The 23,399-nt window shown below is 74.3% G+C and carries 20 protein-coding genes; 9 read left to right on the top strand and 11 right to left on the bottom strand.

The window, feature by feature from the left end; genetic code table 11:
• The first annotated feature begins 24 nt into the window (after window positions 1-24).
• Complete coding sequence (locus tag K8U61_RS07930) at window positions 25-462, top strand: MerR family transcriptional regulator (protein WP_224122460.1); 438 nt, start codon at window positions 25-27, stop codon at window positions 460-462.
• A gap of 95 nt (window positions 463-557) precedes the next feature.
• Window positions 558-2,444: a penicillin-binding transpeptidase domain-containing protein gene (locus K8U61_RS07925; protein WP_224122459.1), complete on the top strand. Its 1,887-nt coding sequence runs from the start codon at window positions 558-560 to the stop codon at window positions 2,442-2,444.
• A gap of 6 nt (window positions 2,445-2,450) precedes the next feature.
• Here the strand turns inward: K8U61_RS07925 and K8U61_RS07920 are convergent, their stop codons facing one another.
• Complete coding sequence (locus K8U61_RS07920) at window positions 2,451-4,550, bottom strand: elongation factor G-like protein EF-G2 (RefSeq protein WP_224122458.1); 2,100 nt, start codon at window positions 4,548-4,550, stop codon at window positions 2,451-2,453.
• Window positions 4,551-4,935: 385 nt separating this feature from the next.
• Between K8U61_RS07920 and K8U61_RS07915 the strand changes: the two genes are divergently transcribed.
• Complete coding sequence (locus K8U61_RS07915) at window positions 4,936-6,393, top strand: NAD-dependent succinate-semialdehyde dehydrogenase (protein WP_224122457.1); 1,458 nt, start codon at window positions 4,936-4,938, stop codon at window positions 6,391-6,393.
• 4 nt (window positions 6,394-6,397) lie between these two features.
• Here K8U61_RS07915 and K8U61_RS07910 read toward each other — a convergent pair whose 3' ends face one another.
• On the bottom strand, window positions 6,398-7,357 hold the full coding sequence (locus tag K8U61_RS07910) for a hypothetical protein (RefSeq protein ID WP_224122456.1): 960 nt from the start codon (window positions 7,355-7,357) through the stop codon (window positions 6,398-6,400).
• A 17-nt stretch (window positions 7,358-7,374) separates the two neighbouring features.
• On the opposite strand from K8U61_RS07910, the gene K8U61_RS07905 reads away from it, so the two are divergent.
• Both K8U61_RS07905 and K8U61_RS07900 read left to right on the top strand, forming a co-directional pair.
• Window positions 7,375-8,355: a DUF2332 domain-containing protein gene (locus K8U61_RS07905; protein ID WP_224122455.1), complete on the top strand. Its 981-nt coding sequence runs from the start codon at window positions 7,375-7,377 to the stop codon at window positions 8,353-8,355.
• 33 nt (window positions 8,356-8,388) lie between these two features.
• On the top strand, window positions 8,389-9,351 hold the full coding sequence (locus K8U61_RS07900; RefSeq protein WP_224122454.1) for a zinc-binding dehydrogenase: 963 nt from the start codon (window positions 8,389-8,391) through the stop codon (window positions 9,349-9,351).
• A gap of 5 nt (window positions 9,352-9,356) precedes the next feature.
• On the opposite strand, the gene K8U61_RS07895 is transcribed toward K8U61_RS07900, so the two are convergent.
• Genes K8U61_RS07895 through K8U61_RS07870 form a run of 6 tightly spaced genes read right to left on the bottom strand, consistent with a single transcriptional unit; the run spans window position 9,357 to window position 15,322 of the window.
• A complete protein-coding gene (locus K8U61_RS07895; protein WP_224122453.1) occupies window positions 9,357-10,589 on the bottom strand; it encodes a low temperature requirement protein A in 1,233 nt (410 codons plus the stop codon).
• A 4-nt stretch (window positions 10,590-10,593) separates the two neighbouring features.
• Entirely contained in the window at window positions 10,594-11,550 is a 957-nt protein-coding gene (locus tag K8U61_RS07890; RefSeq protein ID WP_224122452.1) for a helix-turn-helix transcriptional regulator, read from the bottom strand.
• A gap of 50 nt (window positions 11,551-11,600) precedes the next feature.
• Window positions 11,601-12,167 carry a TIGR03086 family metal-binding protein gene (locus K8U61_RS07885; RefSeq protein WP_224122451.1) on the bottom strand — a complete coding sequence of 189 codons (567 nt, stop codon included), beginning with the start codon at window positions 12,165-12,167 and terminating at the stop codon, window positions 11,601-11,603.
• Window positions 12,164-13,156, bottom strand: coding sequence for a sigma-70 family RNA polymerase sigma factor (locus tag K8U61_RS07880; protein ID WP_224122450.1), 993 nt, complete (start codon window positions 13,154-13,156; stop codon window positions 12,164-12,166). Before K8U61_RS07880 ends, K8U61_RS07885 begins: the two co-directional genes overlap by 4 nt.
• Window positions 13,157-13,178: 22 nt before the next feature.
• Window positions 13,179-14,723 (bottom strand): glycerol-3-phosphate dehydrogenase/oxidase, encoded by a 1,545-nt coding sequence (locus tag K8U61_RS07875; protein WP_224122449.1) that lies wholly within the window; start codon window positions 14,721-14,723, stop codon window positions 13,179-13,181.
• Entirely contained in the window at window positions 14,720-15,322 is a 603-nt protein-coding gene (locus K8U61_RS07870) for a TetR/AcrR family transcriptional regulator (protein WP_224122448.1), read from the bottom strand. Before K8U61_RS07870 ends, K8U61_RS07875 begins: the two co-directional genes overlap by 4 nt.
• 17 nt (window positions 15,323-15,339) lie before the next feature.
• On the opposite strand from K8U61_RS07870, the gene K8U61_RS07865 reads away from it, so the two are divergent.
• Window positions 15,340-16,908: an FAD-binding oxidoreductase gene (locus tag K8U61_RS07865; protein WP_224122447.1), complete on the top strand. Its 1,569-nt coding sequence runs from the start codon at window positions 15,340-15,342 to the stop codon at window positions 16,906-16,908.
• Entirely contained in the window at window positions 16,905-17,825 is a 921-nt protein-coding gene (locus tag K8U61_RS07860; RefSeq protein ID WP_224122446.1) for a diacylglycerol/lipid kinase family protein, read from the top strand. Before K8U61_RS07865 ends, K8U61_RS07860 begins: the two co-directional genes overlap by 4 nt.
• A 1-nt stretch (window position 17,826) precedes the next feature.
• On the opposite strand, the gene K8U61_RS07855 is transcribed toward K8U61_RS07860, so the two are convergent.
• Window positions 17,827-18,489 (bottom strand): pirin family protein, encoded by a 663-nt coding sequence (locus tag K8U61_RS07855; protein WP_224122445.1) that lies wholly within the window; start codon window positions 18,487-18,489, stop codon window positions 17,827-17,829.
• Window positions 18,490-18,504: 15 nt separating this feature from the next.
• Here K8U61_RS07855 and K8U61_RS07850 point away from each other — a divergent pair, with 15 nt between their 5' ends.
• Window positions 18,505-19,845, top strand: a complete 1,341-nt coding sequence (locus K8U61_RS07850; protein ID WP_224122444.1) for a GH1 family beta-glucosidase — start codon at window positions 18,505-18,507, stop codon at window positions 19,843-19,845.
• 113 nt (window positions 19,846-19,958) lie between these two features.
• Here K8U61_RS07850 and K8U61_RS07845 read toward each other — a convergent pair whose 3' ends face one another.
• Window positions 19,959-21,077, bottom strand: coding sequence for a MalY/PatB family protein (locus tag K8U61_RS07845; protein WP_224122443.1), 1,119 nt, complete (start codon window positions 21,075-21,077; stop codon window positions 19,959-19,961).
• Window positions 21,078-21,099: 22 nt separating this feature from the next.
• On the opposite strand from K8U61_RS07845, the gene K8U61_RS07840 reads away from it, so the two are divergent.
• Entirely contained in the window at window positions 21,100-22,503 is a 1,404-nt protein-coding gene (locus tag K8U61_RS07840; protein ID WP_224122442.1) for a CapA family protein, read from the top strand.
• Here K8U61_RS07840 and K8U61_RS07835 read toward each other — a convergent pair.
• The gene (locus tag K8U61_RS07835; protein WP_224122441.1) at window positions 22,475-23,320 is read right to left on the bottom strand and encodes a M28 family metallopeptidase; all 846 of its coding nucleotides are present in this window, start codon (window positions 23,318-23,320) and stop codon (window positions 22,475-22,477) included. The genes K8U61_RS07840 and K8U61_RS07835 overlap by 29 nt on opposite strands.
• Window positions 23,321-23,399 lie beyond the last annotated feature (79 nt).

Raw genomic sequence — 23,399 nt, 5'->3', positions numbered from 1 at the left:
ACGAGGATGTGACTTCATGTTGACATGAAGTCAAGCCGTCCGGCACCGGGCTCAGGAGAGACGCTCTCGATCGGTGACGCCGCGGCGCGCTTCGGGCTCGACACCCACGTGCTCCGGCACTGGGAGGACGTCGGCCTGCTCCAGCCCGGCCGCGACGGCGCGGACCGGCGCCGCTACGTCCGCGACGACCTGGTGCGGATCGCGGTGATCCTGCGCAGCAAGGCGGCCGGGATGACGCTCGAGCAGATCGCCGTGATGCTCGACGCCGGCGCACCCGAGCGGCACCGCGTGCTCGAGGAGCACATCGCCGACCTGGACCGCCGGATGGAGGAGATGCGCCGCTCCCGCGAGATGACGGAGCACGCCCTCAGCTGCCGCGCCCACGACATCGCCACCTGCCCGCGCTTCAAGGCCGCGGTCGAGGACCTGGTCGAGGGTGGGGTCCGGGCGGCCTGGGTCTGAGGCCGGGCCGAGGTTCCCGCACGTAGCTCACGCTTCCCGACGAAACTCCCGCCCAGCGACCCGGGCCCGTCGGCACCACTTGATAGAACCGGTGCATGCGCCGACTCGCCGCCGTGGTCGTGATCAGCCTGACCGTCACGTCGCTGGCGGCGTGCGACGCCGCGTCGAAGGTGACCGGGCCGGACCCGGACGACGCGGCCGAGGGGCTCGCCACGGCGCTCTCCAGCGGGGCGTTCGCCGACGTGGCCTTCACCGACACGACGCCGCAGGACGTCACCGCCGACTACCAGCAGGTGGTCGAGGGGATGGGCGAGCTCGAGCCGACCGTCGAGGCCGGCGACGTGCAGGAGTCCGACGGCAGCGCGACGACCACCCTCACCTGGACCTGGCCGGTCGGCGCCGGGGACGACGGACAGTGGACCTACACCACCGAGGCCGGCCTCACCGAGGCCGACGACGCGTGGCAGGTCGCCTGGTCGCGCCGGGTGATCGAGCCGAAGCTCGCCGACGACAGCGTCCTCGACGTCACGCCGATCGCCGGCCCGCGCGGCCCGATCCTCGGCGCCCACGGCGTCGCGCTGGTCACGGCCCGTCCGGTGGTCCGCTTCGGCATCGACAAGACGCAGGTCGGATCGGCCAGGGCCGCCGACTCCGCCCGTGCGCTGGCGCAGCTGGTCGGCATCGACGCGGCGTCGTACGCCAAGCAGGTCGAGGCGGCCGGTGACGAGGCGTTCGTCGAGGCGATCGTCCTCCGCAAGGACGACGTGCCGGTCGACGTCGCGCGCGACTACGGCCGGATCAAGGGCGCCCGGGCGATCCCCGACGACGTCCCGCTCGCGCCCACGCGTGAGTTCGCGGCGCCGATCCTCGGCACCGTCGGGCCGGTGACCGCGGAGATGGTCAAGGACGACCCCGACAAATACGCCGTCGGCGACGTCGCCGGGCTGTCCGGCCTCCAGGCGCGGTACGACGACCAGCTGCAGGGTGTGGACGGCGTCGTCGTCAACGAGGTGAAGGCCGACGGCAGCGAGCGCGAGCTCTACCGGCTCGACGCGAAGCAGGGAACGCCGCTGCGGCTCACCATGGACGAGCGGCTGCAGACCGCGGCCGAGCAGGCCCTGGCGAACGTCGGGCCGGCGAGCGCCCTGGTCGCGATCCGGCCCTCGACCGGGGCGATCCTCGCGGCCGCCAACGGGCCCGGCACCGATGGCTACAACGCGGCGACGTACGGGCAGTACGCGCCCGGGTCGACCTTCAAGACGGTCAGCAGCCTCGCGCTGCTGCGCGCCGGGCTGACGCCCGACACGGTCGTGCCCTGCACGACCGCGATCGTGGTCGACGGCAAGCGCTTCGAGAACTACGACGACTACCCGTCCAGCGCGCTCGGCGACGTGCCGCTGCGCACGGCCATCGCCAACTCCTGCAACACCGCGGTGATCTCCCAGCGCGGCAAGGTGCACCAGGGCGACCTGGCCGGAGCGGCCGCGTCACTCGGCCTGGGCATCGACCACGACCTCGGCTTCCCGGCCTACTTCGGTCAGGTGCCGGACCCGACGTCGGACACGGAGGCGGCCGCCGACCTGATCGGCCAGGGCGGGATCCTCGCCTCGCCGATGGCGATGGCGACGGTGGTCGCGTCGATCCAGGCCGGCCACACCGTCGTGCCGCAGCTGGTGAAGTCGGTCGACTCCGCGGTGCCCGACGAGGCCGAGCCGCTCACCGGGTCCGAGACCGCGGCCCTGCGCGGCCTGCTGCGCGGCGTCGTCACCTCGGGCAGCGGCACCGGCCTGCTCGACGTCCCCGGGCCGCCGGTGATCGCGAAGACCGGGACGGCGGAGTTCGAGCAGGGCGGCAAGACCCTCACGCACGCCTGGATGGTCGCCGCCCAGGGCGACCTCGCCGTGGCCGTCCTCGTCGACGTCGGCTCGTCGGGCTCCGGCACGGCCGGGCCGATCATCGAGCAGTTCCTGCGGGCCGCCTGACCAGGATCAGGCGCGCGCCGGGACCGCCCGGGCCACCTCCTCGGGCATTGCCTCGAAGTGGGCGAAGGTGCGGGTGAAGACGCCGGCGCCGTGGGTGGAGGAGCGCAGGTCGATGGCGTAGCGGACCAGCTCGGTCTGCGGCACCTCGGCCTGCACCGAGGTGCGGTCGTCGCCCACCTTGCCGGTGCCGAGGAGCCGGCCGCGCCGCGCGGAGAGGTCGCTCATCACCGGTCCGACCAGGTCGTCGGGGACGACGACGGTGACGGTGTCGTAGGGCTCGAGCATGGTGACGGTCGTGGCGGCCGCGGCCTCCCGCAGCGCCAGCGCGCCGGCGGTCTGGAAGGCCATGTCGGAGGAGTCGACGCTGTGCGCCTTGCCGTCGGTGAGGGTGACCCGGAGGTCGACCACCGGGTGGCCGAGCCGGACGCCGCGCTCCATCTGCGCCCGCACGCCCTTCTCGACGGAGGGGATGAACTGGCGCGGGACCGAGCCGCCGACGACCTTGTCGACGAACTCGAAGCCCGTTCCCTCCGGCAGCGGCTCCACCTGGAGGTGGCAGACGGCGTACTGCCCGTGGCCGCCGGACTGCTTGACGTGCCGGCCCAGCCCGCTGGCCGAGCCGGAGAAGGTCTCCCGCAGCGACACCACGAAGGGCTCCTGGTCGACGTGGACGCCGTAGCGGTCGGTGAGGTGCTCGAGGGTGACCTCGGCGTGCGACTCGCCCATGCACCAGAGCACCAGCTGGTGGGTCTCGGCGTTGTTCTCGATCCGGATCGACGGGTCCTCGGCGGCGACCCGGGACAGGGCCTGCGACAGCTTGTCCTCGTCGGCCTTGCTGCTGGCCACGATCGCGACCGGCAGCAACGGCTCGGGCATCGACCACGGCCGCAGCACGCGGGGCTCGTCGACGGCGGAGAGGGTGTCGCCGGTCTCGGCCCGGGAGAGACGGCCGATCGCGCAGATGTCGCCGGCGACCACGCTGTCGGCGGGCACCTGGGCCTTGCCGAAGACGTGGGCGAGGGCGCCGATCTTCTCGTCCTCGTCGTGGTCGGCGTGCCCGGCGACCTCGCCGAAGAACGACGAGAAGTGGCCCGACACGTGCACGGCCTGGTCGGCGGTGAGCGTCCCGGAGAAGACCCGGACCAGGCTGAGCCGGCCGACGTACGGGTCGCTGGTGGTCTTCACGACCTCGGCGACCAGGGGACCGGACGGGTCGCAGCGGATCGGGTCGGCGGCGGCGCCGCTGGGCAGGAACACGTCGGGGGAGGGGTGCTCGGCCGGGGACGGGAACGCCCGGACGGCCAGGTCGAGCAGCTCGGCGCAGCCGACGCCGGTGACCGAGCAGACGGGCACGACGGGGAAGAAGGTCGCCCGGGCGACGGCTCGCTCGAGGTCCTCGACGAGGACCTTCTCGTCGATCTCCTCGCCGCCGACGTAGCGGTCCATGAGGGTCTCGTCCTCGGACTCCTCGATGACCGCCTCGATCAGGTCGCCGCGGAGCCCCGAGGCCTCCGCCTCCTCGGACGGCGCGAGCAGCCCGGTCAGCGACACCACCTCGTCGCCTCGACGGACCGGCACGAAGAGCGGCATCACCCGCTCGCCGAAGGCGTCCTGGGCCTGCATCAGCAGGCCGTCGTAGTCGGCGCGCGCCTGGTCGAGCTTGGTGATGACGACCGCGCGGGGCATGCCGACGCTCGCGCACTCGCGCCACAGGGCGCGGGTGCCGTCGTCGACCGCCTCGTTGGCGGCCACCACGAAGAGCGCGCAGTCGGCGGCGCGCAGCCCGGCGCGCAGCTCACCGACGAAGTCGGCGTACCCGGGCGTGTCGACGAGGTTGACCTTGGTGCCCTCGTGCACCAGCGGGGCGACGGCCAGCGCGATCGTGCGGCCGTGGGTGTGCTCGGACTCCTCGTGGTCGCAGACGGTGGTGCCGTCGCGGACGGAGCCGGCGCGGGTGATCGCGCCCGAGGTGGCGAGCAGGGTCTCGGCCAGGGTGGTCTTCCCGGAGCCCGCCGGCCCCACCAGCACCACGTTCCTGATCCGGTCCGGGCTGCTCGCCCCCAGATCTTGACCCTGCGCTCTCCGGTTGCTGCCCCTGTCGGCCATGGCCGAACCTCCGATCGAGGATCGAGGGCGCGACGTCGGGCCCTCGATCCGAGGGAACTCCTCTTCGGCGCCCGGCACAAGGGGCCGTCGGACCCCAATCGACGGCGGGGAACCCACCCCGAAATGGACGGAGGCCCCGACCGTGCACGGTCAGGGCCTCCGCCCCTCGACGCGATGTCGCGATCTGCCGCGAGGGGGTGCGCCAGATCGGAGGCATCAAGGGTGAGCCCCTCGCTGCATGGGGTCAGCAAGGGGCTCATGCCGACGAGAAGTGCTCCCTCCGAGTCGACGTGCCTAGCGTAGGACCAGCGCGGTCGGGCTGTCAGCGGTTTGCGAGAAGGTGCAGCCGCTCCCGGGGTGGTGGCCGAGGGGCATGATGGGCGCCATGAACGGACTCGATCTCCTCGGCCCCGACCAGCGGGGTCTCTTCATCGACGGCTCCTGGCGCGAGGCGGAGGGCGGCAAGCGTCTCGACGTGATCGACCCGGCCGACGGGTCGGTGCTCGTGGACGTCGCCGACGCCTCGGTCAGCGACGCCGTCGACGCGCTCGACGCGGCGGTGGCGGCGCAGGCCGACTGGGCGAAGACGCCCCCGCGGGAGCGCGGCGAGATCCTGCGCACGGCGTTCGAGGCGATCACCGCCCGCGCCGACGACTTCGCCCACCTGATGAGCCTCGAGATGGGCAAGACCGTCGCCGAGGCGCGCGGCGAGGTGACGTACGGCGCGGAGTTCTTCCGGTGGTACTCCGAGGAGGCCGTCCGCATCCACGGACGCTGGATGCAGGCGCCGGCCGGCACCAGCCGGCTGCTGACCATCAAGAAGCCGGTCGGTCCGTGCCTCTTCATCACCCCGTGGAACTTCCCGCTCGCGATGGGCACCCGCAAGATCGGCCCGGCCATCGCCGCCGGCTGCACCATGGTGGTCAAGCCGGCGAGCCAGACCCCGCTGACCATGCTCGCGCTCGCGGTCGTGCTCGAGGAGGCCGGCCTCCCGGCGGGGGTCCTCAACGTGGTGACCACCAGCCACACCAGCGAGTTCAGCCAGGCGCTGCAGGGCGACGACCGGCTGCGCAAGGTCAGCTTCACCGGCTCGACCGGGGTGGGGAAGGTGCTGGTCCGGCAGTCGGCCGACCAGCTGCAGCGGCTGAGCATGGAGCTCGGCGGCAACGCGCCGTTCATCGTCTTCGAGGACGCCGACGTCGACGCGGCCGTCGACGGCGCGATGGTCGCGAAGATGCGCAACATGGGCGAGGCCTGCACGGCCGCCAACCGCTTCCTCGTGCACCGCGACGTCGCCCAGGAGTTCGGCGAGAAGCTCGGCAAGCGGATGGGTGCCCTCGCGGTCGGGCGTGGCCAGGACGACGGCGTCGACGTGGGTCCGCTCATCGACGAGAAGGCCGTCGAGTCGGTCAGCCAGCTGGTCACCGACGCGGTCCACTCCGGCGCGACCGTCGTGACCGGCGGCTCGGTCCCCGACGGGCCGGGCTACTTCTACCCGCCGACCGTGCTGCTCGACGTCCCGGTCGACGCCGAGATCAACGTGCAGGAGATCTTCGGGCCGGTCGCGCCGATCAGCACCTTCGACTCCGAGGACGAGGCGATCCGCCAGGCCAACGACACCGAGTACGGCCTCGCGTCCTACGTCTACACGCGCGACCTGGCCCGCACGATCCGGGTGGCCGAGGCGTTGGAGTTCGGCATGGTCGGCATCAACAGCGGCCTGATCTCCAACCCGGCCGCGCCGTTCGGTGGCGTCAAGGCCAGCGGCTTCGGCCGTGAGGGCGGCTTCGAGGGCATCGAGGAGTACCTCGAGACGACGTACGTCGCGCTCCCGGCGGGCTGATCCCTCAGGCCGAGGCCACTCGCTCCAGCCACGGGTCCCAGCCGCGACCGAGCCGGTCGCGGCCGGGGGCCGGCGGCTGGGTCGAGGTCCAGGTCGCGAAGACGTCGGCCCGGTCCTCGTCGTCGGTCGGCGCCTGCTGCAGCGACAGGAACCGGCGCAGTCCGGTGGTCCGCAGCGCGTCGAGGGCCGCGGTGGCGAGCGGCTCGACCCGCGCGCCGTAGGTCTTCGCGGTGAGGCGCGCGGGCGTCGTGGCCTCGTCGATCGCGACGTCCACGTCGAGCCGCACGTGCCCGGCGTACCGCCCGAGGCGCCAGCCCGCAGCGGGGACCGGGAGGCCGGCCGAGCCGACCTCGCTCTGCACGTCGGCGAGCAGCGTCACGTCCGTGGCCGAGACGGCACCACCGACGACGAACGTCGTGTCGCCGTCGCGGAAGGTCCACCGGGTCGTCGCGCCGCCGTACCCGAGCTCCCGGGCGGCGCCGACGTCGTGCGCGATGCCGCCGCCCGAGTCGACGCCGATCCACTCCCAGCCGTCCTCGGCGTCGTAGTCGACCGGCCCGATCATCGCCGCGGTCACGGCGAACCAGGCCCCGAGCGTGGCCTGCTCGCCGGCGCTGGCGCGGAAGGTGTCGTCGACGCTGAGCGCGTGGCCGCCGGCGCCGTCGGGGGTCAGCGTGAGGCGGTACGGCGTGACGCCCTGGTCGGCCGCGACGTCGTCGACGTCGCCGATCAGCGCGGCGAGCGCCTTCGGGTCGCCGGCGTCCTCGTAGGTGATGGCGATCGCGGCGCCCTGCTCCCACGACGGCGACGTGACCTCGACCCGGCCGACCCCGTCGATCCGGCCGAGACGGCCCTGCAGGGTGCGGGTCTCGTCGGCGGTCTCGGTGCAGCCCGTGAGCGCGCCGACGACGGCAGCCAGCACCACGGCCGCCGCCACCCCGCGACGCCGCCCCCAGGTCGTCATGCGGAGAATGCTGGACCATGGAGCCGTACGCCGCCACCGCGGTCCAGTACCGCGAGTTCGTGGCACACGCCGCGGACTCGCCGCCCTTCGCGGCCTGGGCGGCCGGCGTCGCCGAGGACCCGGACGTGGTCGCCTGGCTGGCCTCGCTGCCGCTGCACAAGCAGCAGCCGAACCTCGTCTTCGCGGCCGCGCGCTGGCACGGCGTCCCCGCGACCGCGCCCTACGCCGCGCTGCGCGACGCCCTGCTCGGGGACGACGGGACGATCCGGGCGACCGTCCTGGCCCGGTCGACCCAGACCAACGAGGCGGGCCGGCTGGCGACGCTGGTGCCGGCGTTCGTCGAGGCCGCCGGTCCGGGACCGGTCGCGCTCCTCGAGGTCGGTGCGTCGGCCGGGCTCTGCCTCTACCCCGACCGCTACGCCTACCGGTGGTCGACCGCGGACGGCGAGCGGCGGGCGGGGAGCGGCCCCGAGCTCCGGGCCGACGTGGCCGGTCCGGCGCCGCTGCCGGCCGGTCCGCCCGTCGTCGCCTGGCGTGGCGGGGTCGACCTCAACCCGCTCGACGTGACGGACGACGCCCAGATGCAGTGGCTGACCACGCTGATCTGGCCGGGCCAGGACGACCGGCGTGCGCAGCTGGCCCGTGCGATCGAGGTGGCCCGCGCCGACCCGCCCACGATCCGCCGCGGCGACCTGCTCGAGGAGCTGCCCGGCCTGGTCGAGGAGGCCGCCGAGCACGGGCCGGTGGTCGTCTTCCACAGCGCGGTCATCGCCTATCTCGCGCCCGAGGACCGCGCCCGCTTCCACGCGATGATGACCGGCCTGGTCGCCGCGGGCCGCTGCCACTGGGTGAGCAACGAGGGACCGCGGGTGCTGCCCGAGGTCGCTGCCACCTTCGCGGACCTGTCGGAGGACCACCACGGCTTCGTCCTCGGCATCGACGGGCGGGCCGTTGCGCAGACCCATGGCCACGGGCGCTGGCTCCACTGGCGCGCTTGACCTGAAGTCCACTTCAGCTTGTCGGATGGCTCCATGCGCGCCATCCGCCTCCACGAGTTCGGCCCGCCGGAGCGCCTCGTCCCCGACGACCTCCCCGACCTGACGCTCGGCGCGGGTCAGGTGCGGATCGCGGTCGCGTCGGCCGGGGTGCACCTGCTCGACACGACGGTCCGGCGCGGTGAGCCGGGACCGCTCCCGCCGCCGGACCTGCCCACGGTCCCGGGTCGCGAGGTCGCCGGCACCGTCGACGCCGTCGGCCCCGGCGTCGGCGACGAGTGGCTCGGCCGGCGCGTCGTCGCGCACCTCGGCCCGGTGCCGGGTGGGTACGCCGAGCAGGCGGTCACGACCGTGGACCTGCTCCTCCGGCTGCCGGACCGGGTCTCCTTCCCCGACGCGGTCGCCGCGGTCGGGACCGGCCGGACCGCACAGGGGATCGTCGAGCTCGAGCCCGCCGGCGCGGGTGACGTCGTCCTGGTGCCGTCGGCCGCGGGCGGCCTCGGCTGGCTGCTCGTGCAGGACGCCCGGGCGCGGGGCGCGACGGTCGTCGCCGCGGCGCGGGGCCCGGAGCGGACCGGCCGGGTGGCCGACCTCGGGGTGCCGGTCGTCGACTACGGTCGCGACGGCTGGGAGCGCGAGGTCCCGGAGGGCGTCACGCTGGTCTACGACGGCGTGGGCGGCGAGGTCGGCCGGACGGCCCTCGAGCTGCTCCGTCCGGGCGGGCGCCTGGTGATGTTCGGCTTCTCCTCCGGAGCGCCGACCCGCGTCGAGACCGCGGACCTGGTGCGGCGCTCGATCAGCGCGGGCTGGACCCTCGGCCCGCGGATGCAGGCGCTGCCGGGCGGCATCCCCGGGCTCGCGGCCCGCGCGCTCGACCGGGTCGCGACCTGCGAGTGGCGCCCGCTGGTCACGACCTACCCGCTCGCGCAGGCGGCCCGCGCGCACGCCGACCTCGAGCAGCGCCGAGCGCTCGGGAAGGTCGTGCTCACGACCGGCTGAGGCGGCTACAGGCTGTCGAGGACCTCCTCGTTGTGGCGGTAGCCGACCGCCTCGTACCCGACCACCGTCACCCACGGCGACAGCGCCGCGACCAGCAACGCCCACGACAGCGACGCACCCGCCGCGACGAGCACCACGCTGGCGACCAGCACCACCGCGGTGATCGCGATGAGCACCAGGTGGAACGGGTCGAGGGTCAGCGACATCGCGGCGTACAGCGCGTAGAGCAGCAGCGCGTAGATGCCGAGCGGGACGACCACGGCGGCGAGCGTCTGGGTGTCGCCGAGCTCGGAGTGGTCCTCGAGCCGGTACGCCGCGGCGTGCAGCCCGGCGCCGACCGCGACCAGGGACGCGAAGACGGGGATGTGCCCGTAGCCCCACACGAAGCCGCGGGCCCGGTGCGCGTGCAGGATGTCACCGCTCGGGATCACGAAGTAGGTCCACCACATCCCGAAGGTGACGCCGACGCCGGCGAGCCCGAGCACGACGACCTCGCTGGTCCACCCCTGGGTCGAGATCAGCGCGGTCAGCGTGGCCGTGCCGCCGATCAGGCCCTCGCCGAGCGCGATGATCACCATCAGGCCGTAGCGCTCGGCGATGTGGTGGGCGTGCCAGGGCGTCCCGCTCCCGACCTGCTCGGCCAGGAAGGGGCCGACCAGCTCGACGAGCAGGACCGGCAGGGCGCAGAGGAAGAAGAGCGGGATCGACGTGTCGACCAGCGCGAGCACGACCCAGGCCGTCTGCGAGATCGCCAGCGTGAGGATGAAGACGTGGCACACCGACGCGCGGTCGGGGTCCTGCTTGCTGGCCCGGAACCACTGCACGATCATCGGGACCCGCATCACGACGTACCCGAGCACGAGGACCTGGTTGTCCATGTGCCCGCCCGCGAGCATGGACTCGAAGATGTCGGGGACACCGATGGCCAGGATGATCACGCCGATCATCTGCACCATCGTGGTCAGCCGGTAGATCCAGTCGTCGGTGTCGTACGCCGACGCGAACCAGGTGAAGTTGATCCACGCCCACGACACCGCGAAGGTCGTGAACGCGAAGGCGACGATGCCGTCACCGACGTGGTCCTCCGCCAGGAAGTGCGCCAGCTGGTCCGCGGCCGCGCCGAACGCGATCACGAAGGTCAGGTCGAAGAGCAGCTCCAGCGGTGTGGACGTGCGGCCCCGCTCGTGCGGATCGCGCCCACCCATCCGGATCGCGGTGTGCGTGGTCCGCCCGGACATGCCGTCACCCTAGGGGCAGAGGTACGGCGAGGCCCAGGGCGCCCGGCAGCTCGACGCGCGAGCGGATGCCGAGCTTGCGGTAGACGTGGGAGAGGTGCCACTCGACGGCCTTGACCGTCACCTCGAGCTCCTGGGCCGCCTCGCGGTTGGAGCGGCCCTCGGCGGCCAGCCGGGCCACCTTCTGCTCGGTGCCGGTGAGCAGCGCGATCCGGTCGCGGGAGGCCGCGAGGGACGGCTGGTTCAGCCGGGCGAGCAGCCGGCGGACGCGGCCCTGGAGCGGCCACAGCTGCTCGCGCGCGGCGTAGGTCTCCGCGTCGCGGAGCAGCGTCAGCGCCTCGAGGTGCCCGTCGGGTCCGGCGCCGAGCAGGAGCAGGCCGGCCAGGTCGGCCCGGACCTGGGCGGCCAGCCGCGCCGCGGGCCGGGTCGCGACCAGCGCGAGCGCCTCGCGCAGCAGCGCCTGGTGGTCGGCCCGCGGGTCGACGGTCGCGAGGGCGCGCAGTCCCAGCGCCGTGCCGTAGGTCGAACCGACGGCCCGGGCGAGCGCGAGGTGCTCGCGGGCGAGCGCGGCGCCCTCGGCCCGACGCCCGGCGCGCACCGCCGCGAGGGCGGCCGAGACCCGCCAGGGCAGCACGCCCGGGTCGTCCTCGGCGGGCCGGACGAGCCGGGCGACGCGGGCGAAGTGGGCGCCGGCGAGGTCGGGGTCGCCGGTCGCGGCGGACAGCTCGCCGCGACCGTGGTGCGCGACCGCGCCTGCGCCATCGGGCTGGTCGAGGTAGGGGCCGAGCCGCTCGCCGAGGCCGAGCGCCTCGCCGAGCTCGCCGCGCGCCAGCCGGCAGTCGAGCTCGACGGCCAGCAGCAGGACGGGCTCGCTCGGGTCGGCCTCGGCGGCCAGCAGCGCGAGCGCGGCCGTCACCTCGCCGGCCCGGGCCAGGTCTCCGGCGGTCGGCGGCGTGCTCGGCATGCCCCGGAATCTAGGAGCCCGGTGCTGCCCGCCGCGGGGAAATGAGGGGATCAGCCGGACTGGACCAGTCCGGAGCGGCCGAGGAAGTCGAGGAGCCGGACGTCGGCGGGCTCGCCGGGCCGGCCTGGCCGCGGGTCGGCGAAGCGGACACCCCGGTCGTGGCGGGTGACGGTCAGGTGCGCGACCGGGAGCAGGTCGGCGGCCAGGAGCGGGGGCACCGGCACCCCGGAGCCGGTGCTCTGCCCGACGTCCCAGCCGTGCACCGTCACCTCGAGCGCCGCCGTCGCGACCAGCAGGCTGCTGGTGAGCTCGCGGTCCCCGACGAGCACGTCGCCGGGCGCCGGCCGCGCCCAGACGCCGAGCAGCGCGCAGGCCTTGTCGCAGATCGTGGCGGTGCTCCCCGGCGGCCGGCGTACGGGTGCGGAGACCTCGCCGCCCGCGGCCTCGGTGAAGGCGTCGAGGGCGTCCTCCATGTGCGCGAGGAGGTCCGCGAGGTCCCAGCCGGCGCACGGGGTGGGCCGGTCGAGCAGGCTCGCGTCGACCTCGGCGAGGCGGAGGCGGGTGTAGCCGAGGGCCCGCTCGAGCAGCTCGACGGAGGCGCCGAGCGTGCCGGTCATGCGGGCTGGTGGTCGGCCGGCTGGTGGTCGGCGGGGAGGCGGAGCGGGAGGCCGAACTTCTCGAAGAGCGCGTGGTCGAAGAAGGCCGTGACGTGGCGGACCCGGTCGCCGTCGAGCTCGAGCACCTGGAGCTGGAAGGGCTCGAAGTCCCCGGTGGGGGTGCGCATGTAGAGGCCGTACGCCGGCTGCCCGTTGGCCGACGTGCGCAGCATCGGCATGTCCATCGCGCCGCCCGGGCACTCGGTGCCGATCAGCCAGCCGATGTTGCGCGCGCCCTTGTACCAGCTGGTGAAGGGCGGCATGTCCCAGGTCGCCTCGGCGGTCAGCAGGCTGACGATCGCGTCGACGTCCTTGCGCCAGAACGCGTCGACGTACCGCTCGAGCAGCTGCTCCTGGGCGGGGGAGAGCTCGTTGCAGACGGTGTCCTCGGTCAGGCCTCGCTCGGCGAGCTGGGCGTGCGCGCGCTGGAGGGCGGAGTTGACCGCGGCGGTGGTGGTGTCGAGCGCCTCGGCGACCTCGGCGGCCGACCAGCGCAGCACGTCGCGCATGATCAGCACGGCCCGCTGGCGGGCCGGCAGGTGCTGGAGGGCGGCGACGAACGCGAGCCGGATCGAGTCGCGCTCGGCGACCACGACGGCGGCGTCGGGCACCGGCTCGAGCCACGCGATCTCGTGGTCCATCTCCAGGGCGTCGCCCGCCACGGCGTCGGGGGTGCCGAGCCCGGCCGGCAGCGGTCGGCGGGGCTTGTTCTCCAGGTTGGTGAGGCACACGTTGGTGGCGATCCGGTAGAGCCAGGTGCGCACCGACGAGCGCCCCTCGAACTTCTCGGCCGCCTTCCACGCGCGCAGGAAGGTCTCCTGGACCAGGTCCTCGGCCTCCTGCACCGACCCGGACATCCGGTAGCAGTGCGCCAACAGCTCGCGCTGGTAGCGCTGCGTGAGGGTGGGGAAGTCGTCGAGCTCCGCCCCGGGATCGTCCACCGTCGTCATGACCGCTCCAGTCTGCATGGGACTACCGACCGGCGTCGACCACCAGACTCATCGCTCGCTCGGCGAGGGGTACGGCGGCCGCCCGGTCGCCGGGCACCAGCCCGACCCGGGTGCGCCGGTCGAGCAGGTCGTCGACGTCGGCCGCGCCCTCGTGGGTGACGCCGAAGACGAGCTCGGCCAGCGTGACCGGGACCTGCCCCGAGACCGGCGCCAGCAGCTCCTCGTCGGACAGGCCGGTGACCTCGCGGGCGTCGGCCAGCACCAGCGCCGCGTCGGTGCCGAAGCGCCGCACCAGCCGGGCCGGCTCCTCCAGTCCGGCGAGCACCGACCGCGACGCGGCGCCGAGCAGCGGGAGCTCGCGGGTGCGGCACCGCCGGGCCGGCAGGCCGCCGGCGGCGACCGCCGCGTCGACGGCGTCCTCCGCCATCTTGCGGTAGGTCGTGAGCTTGCCGCCCACGACCGTGATCACGCCGGTGCTGCTGGTGAGCACGGCGTGCTGGCGGGAGAGGTCCGACGTACGCCCGTCGCTGCTGTCGAGCAGGGGGCGCAGGCCCGCGAACGCGCCGACCACGTCGGAGCGGTGCAGCTGGTGGGCGAAGGCCGCCGACACCACGTCGAGGAGGAAGCCGATCTCGGCCTCCGTCGGCTGCGGGACGTCGGGGACGTCGCCCTCGACCGGCTCGTCGGTGAGGCCGGCGTAGACGGTGCCGTCGGGCTGCGGCAGCACCATGACGAAGCGGTTGGTCTCGTCGGGCACCGGGCAGAAGACCGACATCGACAGGCCGGGCAGGGACTCGGCACGGAGCACCAGGTGGGTGCCGCGGCTGGGTCGCAGCGAGATCCCGTCGACCAGGCTCGCGGCCCACACGCCGGTCGCGTTGACCACCGCGCGGGCCGTGACGGTGTGCGTGGCACCGGTCAGCTCGTCGCGGAGCTCGACGCTCGTGCCGGTAGCGGTCAGGACCCGCGCGCGGGTCCGCACGTGGGCGCCGGACGACGCGGCCGTGCGGGCCACCGTGATGACCAGGCGGGCGTCGTCCTCGAGCTGGCCGTCCCAGGCGAGCATCGCGCCGTGCAGCCCGCCGGGGCGCAGCGCCGGGACCAGCCGCTGGGTCTCGGTGGCGGAGAGGTGCCGTGGCTTCGGGAGGGTCGAGGCGTCGGTGCGAGCGCCGCGGCGGAGCAGGTCGCCGGCGGCGATGCCGACCCGCGTCATCGCCTGCTGGACCCGGGTGACGGTGGAGGTGAGCGGGACGACGTACGGCATCGCGTGGGTGAGGTGGGGTGCGGTCACCTCCATGAGGAGGCCGCGCTCGACGGCGCTCTCGTGGGCGACGCCGACCTGGCCCTTGGCGAGGTAGCGCAGGCCGCCGTGGACCATCTTCGAGGACCAGCGCGAGGTGCCGAAGGCGAGGTCGTGGGCGTCGACGGCGAGCACCGACAGCCCGCGGCTGGCCGCGTCGAGGGCGACGCCGGCGCCGGTGATGCCGAGGCCGATCACGACGAGGTCGACGTCGGTGGGAGCGTCGACCAGGCCGGGGGTGATCCGCCGCGGCTCCGGAGCGGTCACGGCTGCAGGCTCCGGGTCAGGGCCAGGCGCAGCTCGGCGTCGAGGTCCTCGGCGGACACCTCGTCGTCGACCATCGTGTGGGCCGACAGCACGAAGCCGTGGGCGGCGAGCAGCATGGCGCGGGCCATCGCGACCGGGTTGCCGGCGCGCGCGACGCCCTCGGCCTGGGCGTCGCGGAGCGCGGCCACGGTGAGCTCGAGGATGCCGTCCTGCGAGCGGCCCCGGCGGGAGAAGAGGTAGGGGAGGATCAGCTCGGGATCGAGGTCGACGATGCGGATGAAGAGCTCGTTGTCGCGCAGCCGCTGGACGGTCCCGACGATGTCGCCGACCAGCCGCTCGACCGTCGGCAGGGCCGGGTCCTCCTCGGCGAGCGAGTCGGCGACCACGCCGCCCCACTCGCGCGTCATCAGGTCGCCGAGCAGCGTCGGCATGTCGGGCCAGGCGCGGTAGATCGTCATCCGGGAGACCCCGGCCCGGCGGGCGACCTCGGTGAGCGTCGTCCGTCGCCAGCCGACGTCGAGGATGCAGTCGCGGGCGGCGTCGAGGTAGCCGTCCCGCGGGCTCGGCTGCTCGTCGGTGTTGTGACGAAGTGACGTCATGTGTCACAGTGTAACGCATGACCGTCGAGATGCACCCGTCCCGCTGGGGCGACCCGGCCCGCGCCGCCGCCCTGCCCGCCGAGGCCCGCGGCCTCGTCGAGATGGTGTTCGGCCTCGACGAGCGGCCCGCCGTCGAGCAGCCGGCCCTCGCGCCCTCCGTCCTCGACGGCGCCGTGCTCGCGAAGATCGCCGCCGTCGTCGGCCCCGACCACGTGCACACCGACGACGAGACCCGGCGGCTGCGCACCCGCGGCAAGTCGACGCCCGACCTCCTCAAGGCCCGGGCCGGCGACCTCGCCGACGCGCCCGACGCCGTCGTACGCCCGGCCTCGCACGAGCAGGTCGTCGAGCTCCTCGAGCTGGCCGTGGTCGAGCACCTCGCCGTCGTCCCCTTCGGCGGCGGCACCTCGGTGACCGGCGGCCTGGTCGCGCTGCGCGAGGGGTACGCCGGCGTGCTCAGCCTCGACCTGGTGCGGATGAAGAAGCTGCTCGCCGTCGACCACGTGTCGATGACTGCGACCCTCGAGCCCGGCCTGCGCGGTCCGGAGGCCGAGGCCCTGCTCGCGACCGAGGGCGTCACCCTCGGGCACTTCCCGCAGTCCTTCGAGTACGCCTCCATCGGCGGCTTCGCGGCCACCCGGTCCAGCGGTCAGTCGAGCGCCGGCTTCGGCCGCTTCGACTCCCTCGTCGTGGGCCTGACCGTCGCGACCCCGCGGGGCAGCCTCGAGCTGGGGTCGGCACCGGCCAACGCGGCCGGGCCCGACCTGCGCCAGCTCTTCCTCGGCTCCGAGGGCGCCTTCGGGGTCATCACCTCCGTCACCGTGCGGGTCCGTCCGGTCGCCGAGGTCAAGGTCTACGAGGGCTGGCGCTGGCCGTCCTTCGCCGACGGTGCGGCCGCGATGCGCACCCTCGCCCAGGCGGGCCTGCTGCCGACCGTGCTCCGGCTCTCCGACGAGGCCGAGACCGCGATCAACCTGGCCGACCCGGCCGCGATCGGCGGCGAGGGCGCGGCGGGCTGCCTGATGATCACCGGCTTCGAGGGCACCCCGGCCGCGGTGGAGGCCAAGCGCACCGCGGTCACCGCCGTCCTGGCCGGCCTCGGTGGCACCTCGGTCGGCGAGGCGGCCGGCGACAAGTGGGCGCACGGGCGCTTCGACGCGCCGTACCTCCGCGACTCGATGCTCGACGTCGGCGTGCTCGTCGAGACGCTGGAGACCGCGACGTTCTGGTCCAACCTCGGCACCCTGTACGACGGCGTCAAGGGCGCGCTGACCGCCGAGCTCGGCGACCCGGCGATCGTGCTCTGCCACATCTCGCACGTCTACGAGACCGGCTGCTCGCTCTACTTCACCGTGGCCGCGCCCGAGGGTGACGCGCCGCTCGAGCGCTGGGGCCGCGCCAAGGCCGCCGCGAGCGACGCGATGATCGACGCCGGCGCGACGATCACCCACCACCACGCGGTCGGCACCGACCACAAGCCGTGGTTCGCCCGGGAGATCGGGCCGCTCGGCGTCTCGGTCCTGCGCGCGGTCAAGGCCGACCTCGACCCGACCGGGGTCCTCAACCCGGGGGTGATGGTCCCGTGAGCTCCCCGGGGAACAGCAGAGCCTTCACCTTCCTGGTCAACCCGAGCGCCGGCGGCGGCGCCGCACCCGGCGCGGTCGTGCCCGTCGCCCGGCTGCTGCGCGAGGCCGGCGCCACCGTCGACGTCACCTACTCACCCGGCCCGCACGCGATGGTCGGCCTCGTCGACGAGGCGGTCGAGCGCGGCGACGTCGTGGTCTCGGTCGGCGGAGACGGCATGCTCTCCTCGCTGGCCGGCCTGGTCTCGGCCCGGTCCGGGACGCTGGCCGTGCTGCCGGCCGGCCGCGGCAACGACTTCGCGCGGATGCTCGGCCTCCCCGACGACCCCGAGGCGCAGGCACGACTGCTGCTCGAGGGCGACGTACGACGGGTCGACCTGCTCGCCGTCACCGGCCCCGGCGAGCGCCGGCTCGTGGCCGGGTCGGTTTACGCGGGCGTCGACGCCCGCGCCGCCGAGATCGTCGACCGGGCCGGCTGGCTGCCGCGGCGGCTGCAGTACCCCTACGCCGCGCTCCGCGCCCTCGCGACGTACCGCCCCGGTCGCTACCGGGTCTCGGTCGACGGTGAGGAGCGGGAGTACGCCGCCGCCACCGTCGTGGTCGCCAACTCGGCCTACTACGGGAAGGGGATGCAGATCGCGCCGCCCGCGTCCGTCACCGACGGCGTCCTCGACGTCGTGGTCATCGAGGCGGCCTCGCGGATCGCCCTGATGCGCTCGCTGCCGAAGGTCTACGACGGTGCCCACGTCGCGCTCGACGAGGTCACCGTCCTGTCCGGCAAGCGGGTCGAGGTGGCCGGCACCGGTCGCGCCCCGATCCCGGTCGGCGGCGACGGCGAGCCGCTCGGCACCCTGCCCCCGCTCCTCGCCGACCCGATGGTGGTCGAGGTCGTCCCCGGCGCGGTCGGCATCATCTGCTGAGCTACCGGAACGTCCACACCATCAGCTGGGTCGGCACGGCGGCGGTGACCTCGTGGCCCGGCTCGTCGGTGATCCGGAACGCGTCGCCGTCGGCGAGCGGCTCGGCCAGCGACGAGCGGGTCAGCGCGCCGCCCGCGACGAAGACGTGCTGCAGCGGCGCGTCCGGGAGGGTCACGGTCTGGCCGGCATCGAGCCGTGCGACCAGCAGCGTGGCGTCGCCGAGGGTCACCACCTCGGTGAGTGCGCCGGGCTCGAGGGACACCGGGCGGACGTCGTACGCCGGCGTCGTGCCGGGCTCCTCGGGGGTCAGCCACGCCTGGACGAACCGGACCTGCCCCTCGGGGCCGGCGACCTCCGCGTGCGTCACGCCGGAGCCGGCGGAGAGCACCTGGACCTCGCCCGGCCGCACGGTGGCGGTGTGGCCCTCGGAGTCGCTGTGCTCGAGCGAGCCGGACAGCACCCACGTCACGATCTCGACGTCGCGGTGCTCGTGGTCGGGGAAGCCGGCGCCCGCCTTGAGCCGGTGGTCGTCGTGGCAGACGAGGCGGCCGAAGCGCACGTTCTCCGGGTCGTAGTGACCTCCGAACGCGAACGAGTGCCGGGTGAAATAGCCCTCACCCCGGGTGAGGTAGCGATCGGTTCCCCGACGGATCTCCACAGCCACCTGCATGATTGTGCCGTGCCCCTCCCGCAGCTCCCGCCCGGCTTCCGATTCGGCACCAGCACGGCGTCGTACCAGATCGAGGGAGCGGCGAGCGAGGACGGGAAGGGCCCCAGCATCTGGGACACCTTCACCCACCAGGAGGGCCGGATCGTCGACGGCTCGACCGGCGACGTGGCCTGCGACCACTACCACCGGTACGCCGAGGACGTCGCGCTGATGAAGCGGCTCGGGGTCGGCGGCTACCGGCTCTCGGTGTCGTGGCCGCGGATCCAGCCGACCGGCTCGGGCGCGCCCAACGCGGCGGGTCTCGCGTTCTACGACCGCCTCGTCGACGAGCTGCTCGCCGCCGACGTCCAGCCGATGGTGACGCTCTACCACTGGGACCTGCCGCAGGCGCTGCAGGACGACGGCGGCTGGCTCAACCGGGCGACGGTCGACCGCTTCGCCGACTACGCCGCGATCGTCGGTGAGGCGCTCGGCGACCGGGTCGAGCACTGGATCCCGGTCAACGAGCCCAACGTCGTGATGATGCTCGGCCACGCGATCGGCACCCACGCGCCCGGTCAGTCGCTGATGTTCGACGCCGTCCCCGTCGCCCACCACCTGCTCCTCGGCCACGGCCGCGCGGCGATCGCGCTGCGCGCCGCCGGCGCGACCAGCGTCGGCTGCGCCAACAACCACGCCCCGATGTGGCCGGCCAGCGACGACGAGGCGGACGTGGGTGCCTCGAAGCTCTTCGACGCGCTGTGGAACGGCATGTTCACCGAGCCGATGCTGCTCGGCCGCTACCCGGCCGACCTCGAGCCGCTGCTCGAGGGCGTGGTCCGCGACGGCGACCTGTCGGTGATCCGGCAGCCGCTCGACTTCTACGGGCTCAACTACTACAACCCGTTCAAGATCGGCGCGACGTCCGAGGACGCGGAGATGCCCTTCGAGTTCCGCGAGCTCCTCGGCTACCCGGTCACCGACTTCGGCTGGCCGGTCGTCCCGGACGCGCTGCGCGAGTACCTCATCGTGCTCCGCGCCCGCTACCGCGCCGCCCTCCCGCCGATCGTCATCACCGAGTCCGGCTGCGCCTACAACGTCGGCCCGGACGAGCACGGCGTGGTCGACGACCAGGCCCGCATCGACTACCTCGACGCCCACCTGCAGGCGGTCGCGACCGCCTGCCAGCGCGGCGTCGACGTCCGCGGCTACTACACGTGGTCGCTCATGGACAACTTCGAGTGGGCCGAGGGCTACACCCAGCGCTTCGGCCTCGTGCACGTCGACTACGAGACCCAGGTGCGGACCCCCAAGCGGTCCTTCCAGTGGTACGCCGACGTGATCGCCGCGCAGACCAAGTCGATCGGCTGAGGTCGCCGATCCGGCGTACTTCTCAGGGGACTCCTGCACTTATCGGCTGTTGCAATGCCTGAGAAGTGCAGGATTCACCGGTGCACCGGTGAATCCTGCTTCGCGCGAGCGCGTCAGCCCATCACGGCGCGCGCGAGCGCGTTGACCACGTGCTCCAGCCGGTCCGGGCTGGTGGCGACGTTGATCCGGACGTGGCCGTCGAGGCCCGGCTGGTAGTCGTGGCCCGGCGCGACCCGCGCGCCCTGGTCGAGCGCGGCCGCGGCCGGGTCGGCGACGCCGTACGCGCGCAGGTCGAGCCAGGCGAGGTACGTCGCCTCCAGCCGGCGCATCCGGGCGCGGGGGAGCCGGTCGGCGACCAGCTCCTCGAGGACCTCGCGCTGCACCGACAGCCGGGACAGCAGCGCGGCGAGCCAGGCGTCGCCGTCGCGCCAGGCGGCGGTGCCGGCGACGACGCCGAGCGCCGACCAGGTGTTCTGCGCCGGGATCGGCACGGAGCGCAGGGCCTTCTGGTCGTCCGGGTCGAGCACCACGAGCTGGGCCCCGTGGACGGCCGGCATGTTGAAGGACTTGCTCGGGCTGGTGACCAGGACGGCGCGCTCGTCGACGGTGAGGTACGGCGTGAACGTCGCGCCGGACAGCACCAGCGGGCCGTGGATCTCGTCGGTGATCACCCGGACGTCGTACGCGCGGGCGAGGTCGGCGAGCGCGCCCAGCTCGGCGCGGGAGGGGACCCGGCCGAGCGGGTTGTGCGGGTTGCAGAGCAGGAAGGTGCGGGCGCCGGCGGCGAACGCCGCCTCGACCTGCCCGAGGTCGAGCGCGGCGGGCTCGCTGTCGGGGTCGACGGTCACGCCGACGACCTCGCGGCCGGTCACCTCGACGACGTCGCGGAAGGGCGGGTAGCAGGGCAGCGGCACCACGACAGGTCCCGGCGGGCAGAGCACCTCGAGCGCGAGCCGGACGCCGGCGATGACGCCGCCGGTCGGCACCGAGGCCTCTGCCGGGACCGACCAGTCCCAGTGGCGGTGGGCGAAGTCGGCGAACGACGAGCCGAGCTCGTCGGCGTGCGGCGGGTAGCCGAGCGCACCGTCGCGGACGGCGTCGACGAGCGCCTGCGTGATCGGCTCGGCCTGCCGGAAGTCCATCTCGGCGACCCAGGCCGGGACCGTGTCCGGGTCCTCCCACTTCAGGGGCAGCGCGCGGCGGGCTTCGTCGTCCGAGAGGTCCTCGATCACCCCGGCAACCTACCGTTGGGTCATGCGGTCGCAGGCCGGGTGGGTCGTGGTGCTGGCGGTGCTCGCCGCCGGGTGCACCGACTACCCGGGCGGCGGGTCCCGGCCGCCGTCGTCGGTGGGGCCGACGTCCGCCTCACCGTCGTCCTCGGCACCCCTGCCCACGTCGCCGCCGCCGTGGGTCACCGAGGACCTCGACGACCTCACCACCCGCCCGCTGGTCTTCGCCGTCAACGCCCGTAGGCCGCCGCTCGACCTCACCACGCGGCAGGCCGACCGGCTGCAGCGCGGCGCGATCCACCGGTGGTCGCAGGTCGGCCAGGCCGGCGGGCGCCTGCGGACCACCGACCTGTCGCCAGGGCTGCGACACCTGCCGATGGACACCATCGCGATCGAGGTCGCGGACGCGATGACCCCCGCGCTGCGGGTCGCGACCGTCGACGGCGTGGACCCGCTGCGCGACCCCGCGTCGTACGCCGTCCAGGTGCAGGGTCCCGCACCCGCGCCGGTGACGACCCTGACCGTGGTCGGTGACGTCATGCTCGGCCGCGGGGTGAGCGGCGACCCGCTGGCGCCGATGTCCGAGCGGCTCGCGGCCGCGGACATCACCGTCGGCAACCTGGAGAGCACGCTCTCCGACGACGGTGCGCCGACCCAGGGCGGCGACTCCTTCCACGCCTCGCCGTCGGTGCGCGCCGACCTGCGCGGGGCGGGGTTCGACGCGCTCGACCTGGCCAACAACCACGCCGGCGACTACGGCGACCGCGCGCTGGAGCAGACCGTGCGGCTCCTCGACGCGGGTGGGCTCCGGCCCTTCGGCGCCGGCGCGGACCTCGCCGAGGCCCGGGCGCCGGTGGTGGTCGCGCGGCACGGGATCCGCTTCGGGTTCCTCGGCTTCAACGCGATCGGCGAGACCCCCGAGGCCGGCCCGGACCAGCCGGGCGCCAACGCCGTGAGCATGCCGCCGCGGACCGGCCCACTCGACCGGGCCGAGCTCGACCGGGTCCTCGGCGACGTACGCCGGCTCGCACGCCGGGTCGACGTGGTGGTCGTGCTGCCGCACTGGGGCACGCAGTACACCCACCGGCCCGAGCCGGTGCAGCACGTCGTGGCGCGGGCGCTGGTCCGCGCCGGCGCGGACCTCGTGGTCGGGGGGCACCCGCACTGGGTGCAGGGCGCCGAGCAGGTCGGCGACGCGCTGGTCGTGCACTCGCTCGGCAACTTCGTCTTCGACATGGACTTCTCGCCGCAGACGATGGAGGGGCTGGTGCTCGAGGCGACCTTCTGGGGCGGCCGGCTGATGGCGGCCGACTTCGTGCCCTACCGGATGGACGACGACTTCGCGCCGCACGTCGTCCCGGTCACGGACGCCGGGTCGGTGCTCGACCCGTTCTGGGCGTTCAGCTCGCTCGCCGCGCCCAGGCGGTGACCAGCTCGCCGACCCGGCGCAGCTGCGCCGGGCTGACGACGGCGGGCACGTCGGCCGCCGAGTGGTAGCCGGCGTACGGCGTGCTGCCGATCCGCGCCGCGGGCAGCCCGGCGTCGGCGAAGGACTCGTGGTCGCTGGCCGCGTCGGTCTCCACGAGGGTCGGGACGGCGAGGCCGTCGCCGATCCGGGCGAGCCGATCGCGGGTGGCGGTCGGGGTGCCCGCGACCGACGACAGCGGCACGACCGCCCCGACGCCGACCCGGTCCATGGCGACCATGCCGCTCAGGTGGCGGCGCTCGGCCGGCGACATCGCGGCGACGTATGCCGTCGACCCGAAGTGGTGCAGGTCGCCGGGCCCGCGCGGCTCCTCGCCGCCGAAGGCCACCAGCACCACCTGACCCGTGCCGCCGAGCACGCGGCCGAGCTCGAGCAGGACCGCGACCCCGGACGCGTTGTCCTCCGCGCCCGGCGCGACGGCGACGGTGTCGAGGTGCGCGCCGACCAGGACGTACGGCGCGTCCGGGTCGAAGTCGGCCGGAGTCGCGATCACGTTGGTGGAGCGGCCGGCGGCGACCGGCACGCCCCATGAGTCGCCGGCGGGCACGTCGAAGGACTGGCGGCGGACGTCGTACCCCCGCTCGCGGAGCGCGTCGGCCACCCACTCCGCCGCCTCGCGGAAGGCCGGCCCGGTCGCCAGCCGCGGGCCGATCCGGCCGGCCAGGTGCCGTACCGTGCGCATCGCCCGCGCCGCCTCGAAGGTGGCCGGCGGCGACGCGGTCACGGTCGGCGCCGGCGCGGTGGTCTGGGTCCGGGGCACGGGCGGGGGATCGTCCGGTGGGCTGGACGTGCACCCGGTGGCGAGCGTGACCGCGGCTACAGAAGCAGCAGTCGCCCGG

Source organism: Nocardioides mangrovi (assembly GCF_020073815.1).
GTDB classification, from domain to species: domain Bacteria; phylum Actinomycetota; class Actinomycetes; order Propionibacteriales; family Nocardioidaceae; genus Nocardioides; species Nocardioides mangrovi.
This window is presented reverse-complemented; position numbering and strand designations above follow the sequence as displayed.